Raw genomic sequence first — 17,986 nt, 5'->3', positions numbered from 1 at the left:
GAAGTGTATCGCCATGTTGGTGTGTGCAATGGTGGTTGCCGCACGGGCAGCGGTGGCAGATCCGGTCAGCCTAGGGATCCGTGCTCCTGTTGCGCCTTTCATGTGGAAGGATGGAAAGTTTCTCGATGAAGTCAAGTTGGATCCCATTGCGCGTGATCGATGGATTTTTCTGGAGGAAAACATTGCTCACCTTGGGGCTGCGGGGGGCGAATGGAACATCGTGGATGTCCGGCAATGGGTGGACAACAATCGCCAATTCCATCGCCTGCATAGGGTGGTTGAGGTTCACGAGAAACATGGGGTTGGCGTAGTGTTCCGGATACTCGAATCGCCTCAGATCTATGACCGGCTGTCAGAGTCTAACTCACCCGAATACGGCTATGACGCCGGCTATTTTGCATGGGTGCGTGCCTTGGCCCAGGCTTTCAAGGGCAGGGTATCCATCTTTTTGATTGGGAACGAGGCCGAGTTGGACCTGGCGAAGTCGCGTTCCGGGCTGGCGTCAAGCGATCGGCCGATGGTGCTTGAGTATTCCCAGTATGGAAAAGTACTGGCAACAGCGATCAAGGCAATCAAGAGCGTCGATCCGACGGCCAAGGTCGCCAATTCCGGTTTCAGTGACAAGTCAATCGCACTGGCCGTTGCGCATGATATATGGAAAAGCAAAGGGCTGTCCGCCGCCCATGACTATTGGGAGGCCTGGAAAGGTCGGGGCGGCATCAAGGTCGAGGGGAAGATTGGGCTTTTCAGACTGTTGAACGACAGTGACGTTCAGAGGCGAATAGCCTTTGTTCGCGATGCCATCCATTTGCCCATGGGGAGCGATCTGTTTCAGTTGCACTATTACGGCGGCTGGCGTGCCTTGGAGCAGACCTTGAAGTGGATTGACGCGGAAATGCGCGCTGCCGGCGCCGAGCGCCCTATCATTGCGGCAGAGGTGGGTTATGGGTTGCGTACCAAACGGAAACGCGACTCCCACGGAAAGATGCGCCGAATGCTGGACCTGCGTTATTACTCTGATTTGCAGCACGCTTCGAATACGGTCAAGGTGTTTGCTATCCTGTTCGGGCACGGCATCAACAGAGCGCTTTACTGGAATATACGAGATAGCGAGGGCACCGGTAGGGTCGCTCGACTGTTCCCGTCGACGGCCGATCCAACGCTATTCAAGCCGACCGTCGCGAGCCGTGCCTTCCGCGTGCTGAGCGATACGTTGTCCGGAGCGAGGCCGGCCGCTGGTCGCATACCGGCTCAAGCCGGGATCTGGGAGTACCGCTTCGCTGGCAAGAAGGACGTGTCCGTGATCTGGTCCGATGGACGGGATCTGACTGCGCTCTTGTCCGGGGCAAAAGAGGTATGGGATTTGGAAGGCAGACCGCTTGCAGTGCGGCGCGGTTTGCCCGGCGTGAAAGGTCCGGTCTATGCGTTCTGGTAAAACGGGATTCCTTGAATTCGCCGCTGCCGCGTCCTCGCTTTTGTTGGGCTGGACGCCTATTTTCCCCTTTTTGCCATGACCGGGACGAGCAGCGACAGCCCCAATGTTGAAAGCCTGTCGGCGGTGACGACAGGGCGCGCGGCGCGCCGCCGCTCGGTCGGTTCACGCCTGCTTTCCGGCGGACTCTGGATGGTGTTCGGGCGCGGCATCCAGGCATTGTGCGGGATGCTGGTAACGGCGCTGCTCGCCCGCATGCTTGCTCCGGAGGACATGGCCACCTATTTCATCCTTGCAAGTATTGCGCTGCTTGGCTCGACGCTCGCGCAGTTCGGCACCCATCACTCAATCGTGCGGCTGGTCGCCGCGGGCATGGCCATCGGAGACGAGGCCGGGGTCAGGCGGTCGCTGCGCGGGATTCTGGTGATCGCTGCGCTTGGGGCACTGGTGGTGTCCGGCGGTTATGTGTTGGGGGGCGGCTCGCTGCTGGCCGAGCATGTCTTTGGTTCCGGGCAAGTGGCGGCGTTCGCGGGCCTGACCGCGTTGTGGATAGTCGCGCGTGAAGGCCAGATGCTGCTGTCCAAGGCGTTTCGCGGATTTCACGATTTTGCACGGGCCGCGGTGTACGAGGGGGCGCAGACCCAGTTTTTCACGGCCCTGCTGCTGGGAGGGCTGTGGCTGGCCGTTGGACAGGTCAGCCTGCAGACAGCCTTGGGGATCGGCTTGGCCGCTTTCGGCCTGACCCTCCTGACCGGCGGCTGGCTGCTGTGGCGCGACCACTGGTCCAGGCTGGCGCCGGCGCGCGGCCTGGCGCTCGGTCCGGTGCTGCGTTTGAGCGCGCCCCTGTTTGTGTCCAGCTTTTCCATTCTCGCCCTCGGCGAGACGCATCTTTGGCTGCTGGGCGCGCTGGCCGGGGCCGACCAGGTGGCGATCTATGGGGCGGCGTACCGGCTGATGCAGCTCGTGGCCCTGCCGATCAGCCTGGTAAACCACGTCATCCCGCCCATGATCGCCGAGCTGCATGCCCAGGGAAAAAGGGGGGAGCTTGAACGCATGTTGCGTTCGACTGCGACCCTGGCCGCGGTGCCCGCGCTGGCGCTGCTGTCCCTCGTGATCCTGTTCAGTGGCGAGGTGCTGCGCATCCTCTATGGGGAGTATTTCGCCGCCGGCGCCTGGGTGCTGGTCATCATGGCGGCCGGGCAAGCCGTCAATGTGCTCACCGGATCGCCGGGCAATGTGCTGGCGATGTGCGATCAGCAGGGGCTGTTGATGCGTGCCGCCGTGGGCGGCGGGCTCGTCGGCGTGGTGATGAGCCTGGCGCTGGTTCAGACCCATGGCGCGGCGGGCGTGGCCCTGGGCTACGCCTCCGGCCTGGCGCTGCAGAACCTCCTCATGGCGCTGTTTGCCCGGCGTGTGCTCGGCATTACCACCTTTGCCGGCGTGGGCTACATCCGGGATTCTTGGTTCTGGCTGCGCGGCGAACTGGTGCGGCGCGCGCACCGGGTGCCACTGTTCTACCGCCTGGAGCGGCTGCTGCGACCGCTTGAAGACTTGGCCTGCGCCTTGCTGCGGGTGCGGGTCGTCGAATGCATGGGGGATTCCCACTGCAACATATTCCCGGTCGTCAACCGCACCGGCTGCATGCCGGGTGTCTATTTCCGGGCCACGGTGGTGCAAGGGGCCACGGCCTACGGGCTGGCCAACCTCAATTCGCGTACCGGCGCTGCGAGGATTTTCGGGGAGTGGCTGTCCCGGATGCCTCGGCACAGGCCGTTGCTCTTCCTGCTGGGCGAGGTCGATGTGGGATATAGGGCCTGGAAAAAGGCGGAGCAGGCGGGAGTGACCGCCCGGGAGGTTATCGAAGAATCCTTGCTGCGTTACTTCGAGTTTATGGAATTATGCCAGGCTCGGGGGCATCGCGTGGCCCTGGTCACCATACCGCTCCCGTCTGTGCGCGACAGCGACGCGGCTGCGATGGACGTGCAAAGGCCGGGGCTCAGTGCCTCCCAGTGGGAACGAACCCGGCTGTCCCTCGAATTTAACGCCGCTCTGCGCCGCTGGGCGGCGGACCATGATGCCTATCTCGTGGATCTGGATGAGGCGCTCTTGGATCCGGATACCGGCACCTTGCGTAAGGAATATTACAAGGGCAAACGGGGTGGCAATCGTCTTGAGCCTCAGGCGTTTGCCCGCCTTATTTGCCGTATCCTTTCCGGGCAAGGATTCATGCGCTGGCTCGACGGCGCCGCACGCAAGGCGGGGGGGGAGAATGACGCGGCTGAATGAGGCAAGAACGCACTTTGTCACGGTTTCCACGCAACGCAGCGGGTCCACGTGGCTGACAGATTTGCTGAACAGTCATCCGGATATAGCAAGCTATACGGAGCTGTTTCTCCGCAAGGGTGAAGGCACGCCCGACTGGGGCAAGTACAAGGATCAGGTATATTGGCAGACTTACCGGAGGGGTCTGCGCGGGATCGAGCGTCTTATCCGGCCGGTTGGGGTTTTTCGTTATCTTGACGAGGTCTTCGCTGCCCACCCGGAAAAGCGGGCCATAGGGTTGAAGTTGATGTACAGCCAGATTGTGCAGTGGCCGGAAACGCTGTGGTATATCCGCCGGCGCCGGCTTCGGATCATCCATCTGATTCGCAGGAATGTGCTCGATATTGTGTTGTCGAGCATGGCCAAGAAGGCGAGAAAAGTGGCGCATGCCGAGCAAGGAGGAGAGTTCCAGCGAGTAAAACTTCATGTGGACCCCAAGTTGCTGCTACAACAATTGAGGCGGCGCGAGAGGGACCAACGCCTGTTCGGTATCGTGCTAGGGCGTCTCGGGGTCCCGGTCTTTTCCGTTGTTTACGAGGATATCGCTGCCGACGAGGGTGGTCTTGGGAATTGTCTTGAATTTCTCGGCTGTCCGCCAAGATCGCTTGCCTCCCGGATGGAGAAGCTCAACCCGGCAAATCATGACGAGCTGATAGAGAATTGTGGAGACATTGAGGCGGCTCTGACTGGTACTCCCTATCGGACGATGTTGCGGACAGGGGAGGGCTGAACGGTGTGGCTGAAGGGACAACGGCAGGCTAGGCGGGTCACGGCGGATTCTGGTCCCAGTGAGGCGCTGGTTGGTGCCGCTTATGATATCGGGTCGCAGAGGCATGGTTTGCTGTTCGGAATTTTCTGTCTTTGGGTTCTTTCTCTGCCCTTTTACCGCTATTCCGTCGTGGCGACCTACTCGATTGATAATCTGCTCGCGCCTTTTCTCTGTCTTTCCGCGGTGTTCCTGCCGCGTCTACGGGACCAGGCGATCGTCGTTCGGCGCGTCCAGATCCTTTGGGCCATGTTGGCTTTGTACACCCTGTACGGTATCGCCGTGCTTGCAAAATTTGCCGCCTCGCCGGTATTTCCCCGCGAAGCGGTATGGAACATAGTGCGGGACAGCTTCTACTTTTTTGCCCCGGCGCTCTATATACGGGATCTGAGGACACTCCGTATCATGAAAAAGCTGATCGTTGTCGTGGCGGTAATTGGCGGCTTGTCGGCATTCCTGGTAGCGCTGGGGGTGATACGGCTGCCAGTGGAACGATTTGCGGAGAGCAGGATTGGCGAGGGGTGGCTCCCGAAATCGATCGGGCTGTTCAGCAGTTATGGTGACCTGTCGATCCTTTACGGCTTTGTTGCCGTGTTGATGGTCTCGCATGGCCGCGAGGCGTTGGGGTTTCTTGGGTCCCGCGTCGGAAAACTGGGGGTCTGGCTTGCGCTGTTGCTCGGGCTGGCGGGCTCGCAGTCCCGTAATATGTTGTTTGGTACTATCCTGGCATTGTGCGCGTATTGGGGGTGGCGGCGACTGCAGACCGCCACGGGTAAACAAAGAAATGCCATTATTGGCCTGTTTTTGGCTGGAATGGTTGTTCTCCCCGGAATTATGGTGGCGTTCGGGTCCGATATCGTCGAGCGGATCAGCCAGATGGGCGGTGAGCGAGCCGAGCATACTGCCGTCGAGAGGCTAGAATCATATTCTCAGGCACTTGCCTTGCTGGCGGTGGAGCCGCTTGGTGTCAGTTACGAGACGTATCGGAAATGGCAACCGCTGATAGAACATATCCATAACATGTGGTTAAGACTGCTTCTTCAAGGCGGGCCGCTCGCAGTAGCTGGAGTTGCCGGTCTGATATGGCTTGCGTTCAAAGGGGGTAGCAAACAGGCAGCTCCGCCTTTGTTACCGGTAGAGCCGCCGCTGATTATCGGCGCCATTGTCGCCCTTTTTATTGCCGTAGAATTTTATGGGGGTATCAGCAGCACGATGTGGTTGATGCTGGGAACCTTGATCAGCTTTAACTGGGTCAGAATGAACAGCTCCACCGCCAGCCCGAAGGACAGCGCGCCATGATCCCTCTTTTCCTGTTCTCCCTGCCACGTTCGGGTTCGACTCTGCTCCAGAGGGTGCTGTCCGGGCATTCGCAGATCGCCACAACGTCGGAGCCGTGGGTATTGTTGCCATTGTATGTGCCATTCGAGAACGGCTTATGCCAAGCACGTTATTCGCAGCAAACATTGGAGAATGCTATCGCAGATCTCTGTGGCGTGCTTCCGAGGGGAATGGACAGTTACCATGCGGCCGTCCGCGCCTTTGCGGAGAAGCTGTATAGTGAGCTGACCGGCCACGACACCCGGTACTTCCTGGATAAGACGCCTCGTTACCACCTTGTCGCGCATCATATCGTTGAGGGGTTCCCGGATGCCAAGTTCCTTCTTCTTTGGAGGAATCCGCTGGCGACGCTTGGGTCCAGGATTCACAGCTACGGAGGTGTCTGGCGGCTTTCTAATTACAGGATCGATCTGTTCGACGGGCTGGCAAATCTCGTGCGTGTGCAAGAGCGATATGGTGAGAGGATCCATGTCGTTCAATATGAAAATCTGCTCCGCGATCCGGATAGCGTTCTTGAAGGTATCTTCGAGTATTTGGGGTTGGATTTCGAGCCGGGACTGGTGGAGTCCTTTTCGGAAATTCGCCTTGGTGGGCGCATGGGCGACAAGAGCGGCGTGAAGAATTATACAAGGATGGCGCAGGAGCCTCTGGAAAAATGGCGAACGACGTTGGCATCGCCGCTGAGGAGGATGTGGTGTCGACGCTACCTCGAATGGGTCGGCGACTACCGTCTCGGTGTCATGGGCTACCAGAGAAGCGAGCTGTTACGTGAATTAGGGGAAGTTGCCGGATCATGGCGAGACGTTCCTGGCGACGCAATGAGACTCGCTTATTCCCTGCTGAGAGACCGGCGCGGTTACCGGCTTTCGTAATGATAAGAGATTGCAAATGAAGGGCCTCTTGCTTGCGATCGGCGACTTTCCGGAAGGAAACGCCACTGCAACACGGCTGCGCCTGATTGCCAGGGCGCTGGATATCGGGGGGGCGCCGGTGAATGTTGCGCTTCTTCAGCCCACCCTGAAGAAGCCGGTGGAAGAAAATGCGGCGGTGTCGGGGAATGTTGATGGTGTCGACTTCGTATATCTCAGCGGCAACACCGTTCGTCCTTCGGGGCTTGTGCCCGCCTTTATGGATACGTGGCGTGGAATTGTCGGGGCGGCTAGGGTGTTGATGGCTATGAATGCCGATAGGGAAATCGACTATCTTCTTCTGTATACCCCCAGTTTCCTGAAGCATGGCGTGCCGTTGTTGGTTGCGCGGATTCTCGGTATTCCCGTATTTGTTGAAGCATGTGAGGTGAGGTCCAAGGCGACAGGTGGTTCCAAGCGGCATCTCGTAGGACGCCTTTTGAATTTTTCCGAACGGTTGATGGAGTTCCTGGTACCGCGTATTGCGAAGGGGGTTATACCGATTTCGGAGGGAATAGCCTTGTATTACCGCAATAAGGGGCTGGAAGGCGAGCGGATTTTTATGTTGCCGATTCTTACGGACGTGAAACTCTATTCGTTTCCGGTTAGCCAAGAGGTGCCTCAGTTGTCAGGGATCCGGTTTTTCCTTAATTCGGGATCATTTGTGGAAAAAGACGGTGTTGCCTATATTGTGGAGGCCTTCATCAAGGTCTGTCGTCAAAGGGATGATGTTTATCTGGCATTTACCGGAAATGTCAGCGCCGGTGACCAGCGCCGGGTTCTGGAAGCTATGAAGGCTGCGGGCTTGGGGGGGCGTGTGATATTCGTGGGCTTGCTGAGCAGAAGGGAGCTCGTGTGGGCGTACCAAAATGCCGTGGGCCTGCTGTGTTGCAGGACGAGCAGTGTCTATGCCGGGCTGGGTTTTCCAACCAAGCTGGGGGAATATCTGGCGTCAGGAACTCCGGTGATCGTTACCCGGGTAGGGGATGTAGATAGATACTTGAGACATCAGGACTCGGCATTGATTGCAGAGCCGGAGTCCGTCGAATCCATTGCGTCATGTATGCAGTTCGTGCTGGACGATTCAGACAGGGCGGCGGAGATTGGGGCGGCGGGTCAGAAGGTTGCGGAAAGATGTTTCCATTTTGAATCCCATGCGGGGCCGTTGGCGCGGTTCATAAGTTCTAGAATCGGCGAGGTTCGGCAATGAGGGAGGGTTTGTCATCAGAGGGTTTTGGCGGGCCATTATTTATCGTTGGCATGCCGAGATCCGGTACCAAGCTGCTTAGGGACTTGCTGAACAGACATCCAAGGATCGCGATTCCGGATGTCGAGACGATGATTTTTCCGTACCTTGTGAAGAACTGGCATGGATTTTCCGGTCTAGAGCAAGAGGCGGGCTTTCATGAATTCTATGTTCGGATGGCGCGCCATTTTTTCTTCGAGTATCTTCGGAAAAGGGGGGAGGCGTTGGCGGAGGATGAATGGCGCTCCTATATAAAAGAGTATTCTCCAGCCGGAGTGTTCGAGGCACTTGTGCGGGCGGTCACGAAGAACCCGCAAGGCGGGAATATTATTTGGGGTGATAAAAGCCCGTCATATATAGAGTACATCGAGGTCATCGCTGCTCAGTATCCGACTGCTAGATTCGTCCATATAGTGAGGGATGTGAGGGATTACTGTCTGTCCATTAACAAGGCGTGGGGTAAGAACAAGTACCGCGCGGCGTACCGGTGGAGACGAGGGGTTGCTAAGGCCAGAAGAGCAGGGCAGCAAGTAAATGATCGATACATGGAGGTTTATTATGAGTCGCTATTGGAAGACCCTCCGGGACAGTTAGGAAGAATATGCGATTTTCTCGGTATTGATTTCGTGAGCGAGATGGGGTCGTTAGATGCGCCGAGTGAAAATCTCGGGGATGCACGAGGCGCTGTTGGCATCATTCAGGGGAACAAGAATAAATATCTGCGTGCGCTGAGGAAAATCGAAATAAAGAAAATCGAGGAATTTGGGTTCGAGGGGATGAAACTTTATGGTTACCAGCCGATATATGCGTCACAAGCTCGTGAGGTCAGTGGGCTGCAAAGGAGGCTATGGCACCTTCAGGACGGGCTGAGTTTGGCCAAGGCCGTGGCGAGAGAGCATGGGCTGCTTCGCGGGATTCTCATGCATCTTCGCCATAAGCGGTTGTTCGTGGGCGCCCCCTAGGCTGGAGCATTCGGGAGTGAAGGCAGGTATGGCCGTATCAACAAAACGGGCGAAGGTACTGGTGACCGGTCCGTCACTACAAGATCCGGGGGGGGTTGCGGGATTTTTCAACGCGTTGCTGCCCCACTTTCATGCGGACAAGCTCCATGATGTGGAATATCTGGAAATCGGTAGTACCAATGCATTCCTTCGTGGTGCGCACCCGTTGGTGGACCAGTTGCGTTTTCGCAGAATGCTTGGGAGGGTCAACCCAGACATTGTGCATATAAACCCCTCTCTTGGGTTTAAGAGCATAGTGCGCGATGGCTTGTTTCTGTTGGCGGCCAAACGCCGAGGAGTGCCGGTATTAGTATTTTTTCATGGATGGAATTCCGGCTTGGCGGATGCCATATCGGAAAAGTGGGCATGGCTTTTTCGCGGTATATATGGCAGTGCAAGCCGGATATTCGTTTTAGGGAACGTCTGATCAATTGACGTTTTGATCGGTGATTTCGTGATTCAGCCGTTCATCGGTTCACAAAAAGGACGAAATACCCAGAATGTCGCCGTGTTGCGATCTCTGGACCACCGTTTTCGTGCGCCTGACCCGAATTCAGGCGCATTGACCCTACGCTACCGCCAACAATCGTCGTCGGACCATGTACAGATTCGCCAGACCACATGCAACAAACAGCCGATTGGCGTTCTTGTAAAGCCCCCGGTACCGAATCTTGTCGAATCCGAAGATCCGCTTGATGATCAAGAAGGGATGCTCCCCCCGCGCCCGCACCTTCGATTTGGTCCGGTTCTTCGCGCGTTCCTCTTCCGACAGAGGCCGGTTCCTGGCGCCCTTGCGCTGCGTGAAATCCGCCGCCCGGGGCGCATGTTTGCGGATCACATCGGTTTGCCCACTGTAGGCAGAGTCACCCCAGACCCGGGTTTCCTCACCGTGCAGCAGGTCCGGCAGCATCTGGCTGTCATGAACGTTGGCCGCAGTGGCAGCCACCGAGTGGATCAGCCGGGTCTTGCTGTCCACCCCCACGTGGGCCTTCATGCCAAAGTACCACTGGTTGCCCTTCTTCGTCTGGTGCATCTCGGGGTCGCGCTTCTTCTCACGGTTCTTCGTCGAGCTAGGCGCATTGATGATCGTGGCATCGACGATGGTGCCCCGGCTGACCTTCAGGCCGTTCTCCTCAAGATACTGACCGATCAGGACAAACAGCCGCTCACCCAGGTTGTGGGCCTCCAGCAGGTGCCGGAAGTGGAGGATCGTCGTCTCATCCGGGGCCGGCCCCTCGCCCAGGTCGATACCCGCAAACCGGCGCATGGCCCGCGAGTCGTACAGCGCTTCCTCCATCGCAGGGTCGGAGAGATTGAACCAGTGCTGGAGAAAATGGATGCGCAGCATGCGCTCAAGCCCCACCGGCCGGCGGCCTGGCTGGCCGGGGGCAGGCTTCGGATAGAACGGTTCAATCACCTCGCAGAGTTCTTTCCAGGGAATGATTCGGTCCATCTCCTCGAGGAAGATCTCTCGGCGGGTGGGCTTGCGGTAGCGTTCAAATCCCTCATCGGCAAAGCTCTGTTGGCGCATCCTCTGGAACTCCAGGCAGCTTGATCGAACAAGACGTATTATGCCTTATATGGCCGATTGATCAGAGGTTCCTTAGCGAATTCCTTTAAGGGAAAATTGGAAGACTGGGGGCTCGGCGGAAGAACACAAGTTGCGCGAACCACAGTCGCGTCCGATCTTGTTTCCGGGTTCTCCATTCAAGATAAGTTGGCATGTATCAAGGAAGGCGGTGAAATAAAGGCGTTGTTTCTGGCGCGATTGGTCAGGGAGAAGGGGCCGCTGGAGGCCATGCAGGCGGTTGTCAAACTGAGGGAAGAGGGATGGCCCCTGACATTAACTGTTGCGGGAGAAGGGAGCTGTATGCCGGAGGTTCGCGAGTTTGCGGGGCGGCATGATCCGGAAGGCAGGTACTTATCGGTTGTGGGGGATGTCAGGGGGGCAAGAAAGCGGGAGATATTGGAAACGCATCATGTTTATGTGTTTCCTACGTCGTATGGCGAGGGGATGCCAACGTCGGTTCTTGAAGCGATGGTTTTTGGTATGGCGGTTGTGACGAGCCCGGTGGGTGGAGTCGCGGATTTTTTTGAAGAAGGAAGCATGGGGTATTTGGTTAGAGATAACAGCGTCGAGAGTATTGTGAGCGCCGTCAGGAGGCTGCTCCTGAATCCGTCGGGAATGGAAAGAATCTGCAAGTTCAACAATGAATTTGCGACAGGCAGGTTTTTGGCGCCTGTCGTTGCGGAAATGCTTATGCGTGCCTACGATGAAGTTGCGTGCCTATCCTAGGGAACCTCTGATCAATCGGCCATATAAGGCATAATACGTCTTGTTCGATCAAGCTGCCTGGAGTTCCAGAGGATGCGCCAACAGAGCTTTGCCGATGAGGGATTTGAACGCTACCGCAAGCCCACCCGCCGAGAGATCTTCCTCGAGGAGATGGACCGAATCATTCCCTGGAAAGAACTCTGCGAGGTGATTGAACCGTTCTATCCGAAGCCTGCCCCCGGCCAGCCAGGCCGCCGGCCGGTGGGGCTTGAGCGCATGCTGCGCATCCATTTTCTCCAGCACTGGTTCAATCTCTCCGACCCTGCGATGGAGGAAGCGCTGTACGACTCGCGGGCCATGCGCCGGTTTGCGGGTATCGACCTGGGCGAGGGGCCGGCCCCGGATGAGACGACGATCCTCCACTTCCGGCACCTGCTGGAGGCCCACAACCTGGGTGAGCGGCTGTTTGTCCTGATCGGTCAGTATCTTGAGGAGAACGGCCTGAAGGTCAGCCGGGGCACCATCGTCGATGCCACGATCATCAATGCGCCTAGCTCGACGAAGAACCGTGAGAAGAAGCGCGACCCCGAGATGCACCAGACGAAGAAGGGCAACCAGTGGTACTTTGGCATGAAGGCCCACGTGGGGGTGGACAGCAAGACCCGGCTGATCCACTCGGTGGCTGCCACTGCGGCCAACGTCCATGACAGCCAGGTGCTGCCGGACCTGCTGCACGGTGAGGAAACCCGGGTCTGGGGTGACTCTGCCTACAGTGGGCAAACCGATGTGATCCGCAAACATGCGCCCCGGGCGGCGGATTTCACGCAGCGCAAGGGCGCCAGGAACCGGCCTCTGTCGGAAGAGGAACGCGCGAAGAACCGGACCAAATCGAAGGTGCGGGCGCGGGGGGAGCATCCCTTCTTGATCATCAAGCGGATCTTCGGATTCGACAAGATTCGGTACCGGGGGCTTTACAAGAACGCCAATCGGCTGTTTGTTGCATGTGGTCTGGCGAATCTGTACATGGTCCGACGACGATTGTTGGCGGTAGCGTAGGGTCAATGCGCCTGAATTCGGGTCAGGCGCACGAAAACGGTGGTCCAGAGATCGCAACACGGCGACATTCTGGGTATTTCGTCCTTTTTGTGAACCGATGAACGGCTGAATCACGAAATCACCGATCAAAACGTCAATTGATCAGACGTTCCCTAGGATGGAAATGGCGTTTCGGGTGATGTGGGGGATAACCTTTTTGTTGTGAATGCTGGCGTACAGATGGAGGCAGCGCTTTTCGTGACCGGTGCGATTGAGGGTGGGTTGTAAAGTGGCTTTGTCGTCTCTTATATGGAGAGTGAGACGGTTGCGTGCGATGAGCACGCGAGAGATTGCGTGGCGTACCGGGCAAGTGATCCACGCTCAAGTGGAAAGGTGGCGCGGAACGCGATTGAACGAGATATGTGCTCCAAGGGGAGTGCCAGGGCGCGCCTGGTTTGCATGTGATGCACCTGTAAGTCCCGTTGTTTATGTGCAAAAAGCAGACCGCGTGCTGCAGGGCCGTTACGATATATTTTCCATGAATAACGTGGAGCTGGGTTTTCCACCGAATTGGAATCGTGATCCGCGCACGGGCACGGTGGCTCCGTTGCGGTTCGGCAAGACGCTTAATTATCGTGATGAAAGCCTTGTTGGTGACATCAAGTACCTGTGGGAGCCGAACAGGCATCTGGAGCTGGTAGCACTGGGTCAGGCCTTCCATCTTTCCGGGGATCTCCGTTATGCGGAGGGTGTCCGGACGCTGCTGCTATCCTGGTTTAAGCAATGTCCCTACCCGCTTGGACCCAATTGGACCAGTTCCCTGGAGCATGCGGTGAGGCTGGTGAACTGGTCGGTAGCATGGCATCTGCTGGGCGGTGAGCACTCGGCCGTGTTTGCCGGGAAAGAAGGAGAGGAATTTCGACATCAGTGGCTGGAGTCGATCTACAGGCATTGCGCCTTTATCGCCAGCCATTTTTCTCGCTACTCCTCGGCCAACAATCATCTGTTGGGCGAATACATGGGGTTGTTCGTGGCTAGCGTGACTTGGCCCTTATGGCAAAAATCTGCGGCATGGCAGAAGTTGTCAAAACAGGGTTTTGAGCAAGAGGCCCTTAAGCAGAATGCGCGGGACGGGGTGAATCGTGAACAGGGCATCTGGTATCACCATGAGGTGGCAGATATGATGCTCATCTGTGGCTTGGTCGGAAAGGCAAACGGCATAAATTTTTCCCCGTCCTATTGGGAACGTTTGGAGGCGATGCTGGAATTCATCGCTTCGGTGATGGATGTTGCGGGGCGGGTACCGATGATCGGCGATTCCGACGATGCGGTCATGGTGCGGTTCGCACCAAGAGACGTGCATGTCTATCGATCATTGCTTGCGACCGGGGCGGTTCTGTTCAAACGTGCGGATTTCAAGGCCAAAGCGGGCGATTTTGATGACAAGAGCCGTTGGTTGCTGGGCAGAGAGGGCGAGGAGGCATTCCATGCGCTGGCCGGGCCGGTGCGGGAAATGGGATTCCGGCGTGCATTCCCAGAGGGGGGATACTATATTTTCGGAAGCCAACTCGACACCCAACGCGAGGTTCGCCTGGTGGCGGATTCCGGCCCGATGGGGTATCTGTCCATAGCCGCGCATGGCCACGCTGATGCGCTGGCCTGCACATTATCAGTGGCGGGCCGGGAAATATTAGTAGATCCAGGGACTTACGCATATCACACGCAGAAAGTCTGGCGCGACTACTTCCGTGGTACCGCAGCCCACAATACGGTCCGGGTTGATGGTCTGGATCAATCGGTGTCGGGGGGTAATTTTCTTTGGTTGCGGCATGCTCGGGCACGGTGCCTGGAGTTCAGGCGCGGGTCGGAGCAGGATATCTGGAGTGCGGAACATGATGGCTACCAGCGGCTATCAGACCCAGTGATGCATCAGCGCACAATCAGCCATGATAAGCTGAATGCTCTAATTGAAATTACGGATCGGCTCGTTTGTCGCAAGCGCCACACTGTTGAGATTCACTGGCATTTCTCCGAGGAATGTCAGCTGGAAGTTAAAGAGTTTTTAGTCACGGTACGAAACAGTGACGTGGTGCTACAAATGGCTATGCCGCATGTAGGTTGGCAGCCGGAAGTGGTGATGGGGCGGATTGATCCCCCCCTGGGCTGGATTTCCCGCAGCTTCGACGTGAAGGTGCCAGCGCCCTGCGTACGCTGGTCAGGGGAGATCCAGGGTACCAGTGAGCTGGTCACCCGGATAACAATTTTGGGATAAGGAATAAGAAGGTATATCTATGAATATCAGCATCTTCGGTCTCGGGTATGTAGGCGCTGTATCTGCCGGTTGCTTAGCTCGAGAAGGGCATAAAGTAATTGGCGTGGACCCTTATCAACCTAAGGTGGATCTGATCAATGCTGGACAGACCCCCATAATCGAAAAAGATATCGGGGAGATCATAGCATCGGCCGTAGCAGAAAGCAGGTTGCGCGCTACGACCGATGTGCTGGGGGCGGTGCAGGGATCGGAGATGTCATTGATCTGCGTTGGGACTCCCAGCCAGCTTAACGGTAGCCTTGACCTGAAGTACGTACGCAAAGTATGTGAGGAGATTGGCGCTGCGCTCAAGGAAAAGGATACTTTTCACGTTGTGGTGGCGCGCAGCACCATGCTACCAGGCAGCATGCGCAATATTGTGATCCCCACATTGGAAGAATTTTCCGGAAAACGGGCTGGGGTAGATTTTGGGGTATGCAACAATCCGGAATTTCTGCGTGAAGGCACAGCTGTTTATGACTACTACAACCCTCCCAAGACAGTAATTGGTGAAACCGACTCAAAAGCTGGCGATATGTTGGCTGGTCTCTATGCTCATCTGAACGCCCCTCTGATCCGGACCGATATCGAAACCGCGGAAATGGTTAAATATACGGATAATGTTTGGCACGCCCTGAAGGTTGGTTTTGCCAATGAAATTGGCAATATCTGCAAAGTGCTCGGTATCGACGGGTATCGTGTGATGGATATATTTTGCCAAGACACCAAACTAAATCTTTCTCCGTATTATATGAAACCGGGATTTGCATTCGGTGGTTCCTGTCTCCCCAAGGATGTCCGCGCTCTGAACTACAAGGCACGTTCCCTCGACCTTGATGTGCCGATCATCAGTTCGATAATGCAGAGTAACCAGTATCAGATCAAAAAAGGCATCAAAATGATTGCCGAGAAGGGGAACAAAAAGGTAGGTATCTTGGGCTTCAGTTTTAAGGCTGGAACAGATGATCTGCGCGAAAGCCCAATGGTAGAAGTTGTCGAGTGGCTTCTGGGCAAGGGGTATGATATCCGTTTGTACGATAGAAATGTAAAAATTGCTAGCCTCGTTGGTGCGAATAAGGACTATATTCTCAATCACATTCCGCATATCTCAAAATTGATGGTGGATGATATTGATAGTGTGCTGGAGCATGCGGAAACCATCGTCATCGGTAACAAGGCTGAGGAATTTCGGGACATTCCGGAGCGTATCGCCGAAAACCAGGTGATCGTCGATCTGGTTCGGATATCGGAGAAACAGTCCATTGCGAATCGCTATGACGGCATTTGCTGGTAATAATGGGTTTTATAGATGAACGGTATGTATCATCTCCGGCGGCAAGATGCGCCCGCGATTTAGTGGTGGATATTATCAATGAATGTCGTACATAGGCTGGCGCGGAGGCTGAGTTCCCGTGCGCGAGAAAAGAGGGGACAAATATTCCGACAGAGCTTTGAGCTTGGGCCAGATACCAAAATTATCGATTTAGGCTGCGGCGACGGCTCGAACCTGGCCAAGATTCTTGAAGATACAGCCATTCGTCCGGAAAATGTCTATGTGGCAGATATCGGGTCGCATGTCGTGCGTGTGGCAGGGCGCTATGGGTTCAATCCAGTGCGGCTGTCTGAATCTGGTAAAGTGCCTTTCGGAGACAGCTTCTTCGATATTGTCTTTTGCTCATCGGTCATAGAGCACGTGACTTTACCAAAGAGCGAGGTATGGGGACTGTACAACGGGAGAGAGTTCAGGGAGCGTGCTCGGTCAAGGCAGGTGGAATTTGCTGCCGAGATTCGGAGAATTGGAAGACAATATTTTGTGCAAACGCCGAACAAATGGTTTTTAGTGGAAAGCCATACGTGGCTCCCGTTTTTGGGGTGGCTCCCACGGCGTTTATTGTTACCTCTGCTTAAGATAAGCAATCGCATCTGGGTTAAGCAGTCAGCCCCAGATTGGCGGTTACTTACGAAGAAGGATATGAGAGAGTTATTTCCCGAGGCTAAGTTGGTAGCGGAGCGGACACCGATAGGTGACAAGTCCATCATGGCAGTAAAGAGTGATGATCATTCAAAAATACTGCCGGCTGATTGATGGTGCTGCAATGCTTGTGAGAGCGTGCTCGGGTTCGTTTCTGTCGTGAAAAAACGCATTCTTATAATAGTAGAGAACCTGCCCTCACCGTTCGATCGTCGAGTCTGGCAGGAAGCTACAACCTTGAAGGAGCATGGATACGATGTATCCATCATTTGTCCGACGGGCAAGGGTTATGAAAAAAAATGCGAAGTTATCGACGGCATATATATCTATCGCCATAATCTGCCCATGGAAGGAGAGGGAGCGCTAGGCTATTTATATGAATATTCAGCGGCGCTATTTTGGGAGTTTGTCCTGGCATGGAAGGTATTTTTTGGCAGGGGCTTCGATGCAATCCATGCATGCAATCCACCGGATAATATTTTTCTGATTGGCGGTTTTTTCAAGCTGTTTGGTAAGAAATTTCTTTTCGATCATCACGATATCAATCCAGAGCTTTATGAAGCCAAATTTGGCAGGCGGGATTTTTTTTACAAAGTGATGCTTGCCTGGGAGCGCTGGACCTTCCGGCTTGCGGATGTCTCTATCGCAACCAACGAATCCTACAAAAAGATTGCCATTGAGCGGGGAGGGATGCCGGCCGACAAGGTCTTTGTCGTGCGTAGTGGGCCCAAACTGGAGAGATTGAAGGTTCTGCCTCCCGTGGAAGCCTTGAAGAAAGGCCGTAAATATCTTGTCGGCTATGTGGGCGTGATGGGTGCTCAGGAGGGGATCGACTATTTGCTGCGTTCCATACAGCATATTGTCAAGGAGATGGGGCGTGAAGATATACAGTTTGGTCTGGTCGGAGGAGGTACATCCCTGGCAGAAATGCAGGCCTATGCCGATGAATTGGGGGTGGCAGATTACGTTACTTTCACCGGCCGTGTTCCTGATAAGGATTTGCTGGAGATGCTGAATACGGCAGACGTCTGCGTGAATCCTGATGTTGCCAATGAGATGAACGATAAATCGACCATGAACAAGATCATGGAGTATATGGCATTGGGCAAGCCAATAGTTCAGTTCGATCTCACAGAAGGCCGTTTTTCCGCGCAGAAGGCATCCCTATATGCGAGGAAGAATGACGAAGTGGATTTTGCCAAGAAGATTGTCGAACTTGTGGATGATCCTGAGCGCAGGCGCGAGATGGGTGAATTCGGCAGGCGCAGGGTGCTCGATGAGCTGGAGTGGAAATACGAAGCTCCAAAGCTGCTCAAGGCCTATGAGGCATTGTTTGCTGAATAGGTGAAATTCTTGTTTGAGGCGTGCAGTTGGGTCGGA

Annotated in this window: 15 protein-coding genes; 14 read left to right on the top strand and 1 reads right to left on the bottom strand. The window is 55.8% G+C overall.

All coding sequences use genetic code 11. The features are described 5' to 3' along the window. The first annotated feature begins 13 nt into the window (after positions 1–13). From QVG61_RS12570 to QVG61_RS12535, 8 genes are all read left to right on the top strand, one after another. Positions 14–1,435, top strand: coding sequence for a hypothetical protein (locus QVG61_RS12570; RefSeq protein WP_289930989.1), 1,422 nt, complete (start codon positions 14–16; stop codon positions 1,433–1,435). Positions 1,436–1,510: 75 nt separating this feature from the next. Further along, a complete protein-coding gene (locus QVG61_RS12565; protein WP_289930988.1) occupies positions 1,511–3,718 on the top strand; it encodes a lipopolysaccharide biosynthesis protein in 2,208 nt (735 codons plus the stop codon). Beyond that, a complete protein-coding gene (locus tag QVG61_RS12560) occupies positions 3,702–4,484 on the top strand; it encodes a sulfotransferase domain-containing protein (protein WP_289930987.1) in 783 nt (260 codons plus the stop codon). Before QVG61_RS12565 ends, QVG61_RS12560 begins: the two co-directional genes overlap by 17 nt. Positions 4,485–4,487: 3 nt before the next feature. Beyond that, a complete protein-coding gene (locus QVG61_RS12555) occupies positions 4,488–5,819 on the top strand; it encodes an O-antigen ligase family protein (protein WP_289930986.1) in 1,332 nt (443 codons plus the stop codon). Continuing rightward, positions 5,816–6,730 (top strand): sulfotransferase, encoded by a 915-nt coding sequence (locus QVG61_RS12550; protein ID WP_289930985.1) that lies wholly within the window; start codon positions 5,816–5,818, stop codon positions 6,728–6,730. The genes QVG61_RS12555 and QVG61_RS12550 overlap by 4 nt, the downstream gene beginning before the upstream one ends. Before the next feature lie 16 nt (positions 6,731–6,746). Continuing rightward, on the top strand, positions 6,747–7,976 hold the full coding sequence (locus QVG61_RS12545) for a glycosyltransferase (RefSeq protein ID WP_289930984.1): 1,230 nt from the start codon (positions 6,747–6,749) through the stop codon (positions 7,974–7,976). Further along, positions 7,973–8,974, top strand: coding sequence for a sulfotransferase (locus QVG61_RS12540; RefSeq protein ID WP_289930983.1), 1,002 nt, complete (start codon positions 7,973–7,975; stop codon positions 8,972–8,974). The genes QVG61_RS12545 and QVG61_RS12540 overlap by 4 nt, the downstream gene beginning before the upstream one ends. 16 nt (positions 8,975–8,990) lie before the next feature. After that, positions 8,991–9,440: a glycosyltransferase gene (locus tag QVG61_RS12535; RefSeq protein WP_289930982.1), complete on the top strand. Its 450-nt coding sequence runs from the start codon at positions 8,991–8,993 to the stop codon at positions 9,438–9,440. A 141-nt stretch (positions 9,441–9,581) separates the two neighbouring features. On the opposite strand, the gene QVG61_RS12530 is transcribed toward QVG61_RS12535, so the two are convergent. Then, the gene (locus QVG61_RS12530; RefSeq protein ID WP_289929955.1) at positions 9,582–10,544 is read right to left on the bottom strand and encodes an IS5 family transposase; all 963 of its coding nucleotides are present in this window, start codon (positions 10,542–10,544) and stop codon (positions 9,582–9,584) included. 96 nt (positions 10,545–10,640) lie between these two features. Between QVG61_RS12530 and QVG61_RS12525 the strand changes: the two genes are divergently transcribed. From QVG61_RS12525 to QVG61_RS12500, 6 genes are all read left to right on the top strand, one after another. Further along, a complete protein-coding gene (locus tag QVG61_RS12525; protein WP_289930981.1) occupies positions 10,641–11,309 on the top strand; it encodes a glycosyltransferase family 4 protein in 669 nt (222 codons plus the stop codon). A 72-nt stretch (positions 11,310–11,381) separates the two neighbouring features. Then, positions 11,382–12,344, top strand: a complete 963-nt coding sequence (locus tag QVG61_RS12520; protein ID WP_289930980.1) for an IS5 family transposase — start codon at positions 11,382–11,384, stop codon at positions 12,342–12,344. A gap of 517 nt (positions 12,345–12,861) precedes the next feature. Continuing rightward, positions 12,862–14,595, top strand: coding sequence for an alginate lyase family protein (locus tag QVG61_RS12515; protein ID WP_289930979.1), 1,734 nt, complete (start codon positions 12,862–12,864; stop codon positions 14,593–14,595). A 19-nt stretch (positions 14,596–14,614) separates the two neighbouring features. Next, positions 14,615–15,928 carry a UDP-glucose/GDP-mannose dehydrogenase family protein gene (locus QVG61_RS12510; RefSeq protein WP_289930977.1) on the top strand — a complete coding sequence of 438 codons (1,314 nt, stop codon included), beginning with the start codon at positions 14,615–14,617 and terminating at the stop codon, positions 15,926–15,928. Between the two features lie 78 nt (positions 15,929–16,006). Next, positions 16,007–16,720: a methyltransferase domain-containing protein gene (locus QVG61_RS12505; RefSeq protein ID WP_289930976.1), complete on the top strand. Its 714-nt coding sequence runs from the start codon at positions 16,007–16,009 to the stop codon at positions 16,718–16,720. A 45-nt stretch (positions 16,721–16,765) separates the two neighbouring features. Further along, positions 16,766–17,950 (top strand): glycosyltransferase family 4 protein, encoded by a 1,185-nt coding sequence (locus tag QVG61_RS12500; protein ID WP_289930975.1) that lies wholly within the window; start codon positions 16,766–16,768, stop codon positions 17,948–17,950. Positions 17,951–17,986: the final 36 nt, after the last annotated feature.

The organism is Thiohalobacter sp. IOR34 (genome assembly GCF_030406045.1).
GTDB lineage: Bacteria > Pseudomonadota > Gammaproteobacteria > Thiohalobacterales > Thiohalobacteraceae.
The sequence above is the reverse complement of the archived record's forward strand: the minus strand, read 5'-3'. Positions and strand labels throughout refer to the sequence as shown.

Coding starts and splice junctions, on each gene's coding strand:
- QVG61_RS12545 (WP_289930984.1), top strand. CDS start 6,747: ATGAAGGGCCTCTTGCTTGCGATCGGCGACTTTCCGGAAGGAAACGCC.
- QVG61_RS12550 (WP_289930985.1), top strand. CDS start 5,816: ATGATCCCTCTTTTCCTGTTCTCCCTGCCACGTTCGGGTTCGACTCTG.
- QVG61_RS12510 (WP_289930977.1), top strand. CDS start 14,615: ATGAATATCAGCATCTTCGGTCTCGGGTATGTAGGCGCTGTATCTGCC.
- QVG61_RS12565 (WP_289930988.1), top strand. CDS start 1,511: ATGACCGGGACGAGCAGCGACAGCCCCAATGTTGAAAGCCTGTCGGCG.
- QVG61_RS12560 (WP_289930987.1), top strand. CDS start 3,702: ATGACGCGGCTGAATGAGGCAAGAACGCACTTTGTCACGGTTTCCACG.
- QVG61_RS12540 (WP_289930983.1), top strand. CDS start 7,973: ATGAGGGAGGGTTTGTCATCAGAGGGTTTTGGCGGGCCATTATTTATC.
- QVG61_RS12520 (WP_289930980.1), top strand. CDS start 11,382: ATGCGCCAACAGAGCTTTGCCGATGAGGGATTTGAACGCTACCGCAAG.
- QVG61_RS12530 (WP_289929955.1), bottom strand. CDS start 10,544: ATGCGCCAACAGAGCTTTGCCGATGAGGGATTTGAACGCTACCGCAAG.
- QVG61_RS12570 (WP_289930989.1), top strand. CDS start 14: ATGTTGGTGTGTGCAATGGTGGTTGCCGCACGGGCAGCGGTGGCAGAT.
- QVG61_RS12515 (WP_289930979.1), top strand. CDS start 12,862: ATGAATAACGTGGAGCTGGGTTTTCCACCGAATTGGAATCGTGATCCG.
- QVG61_RS12505 (WP_289930976.1), top strand. CDS start 16,007: ATGAATGTCGTACATAGGCTGGCGCGGAGGCTGAGTTCCCGTGCGCGA.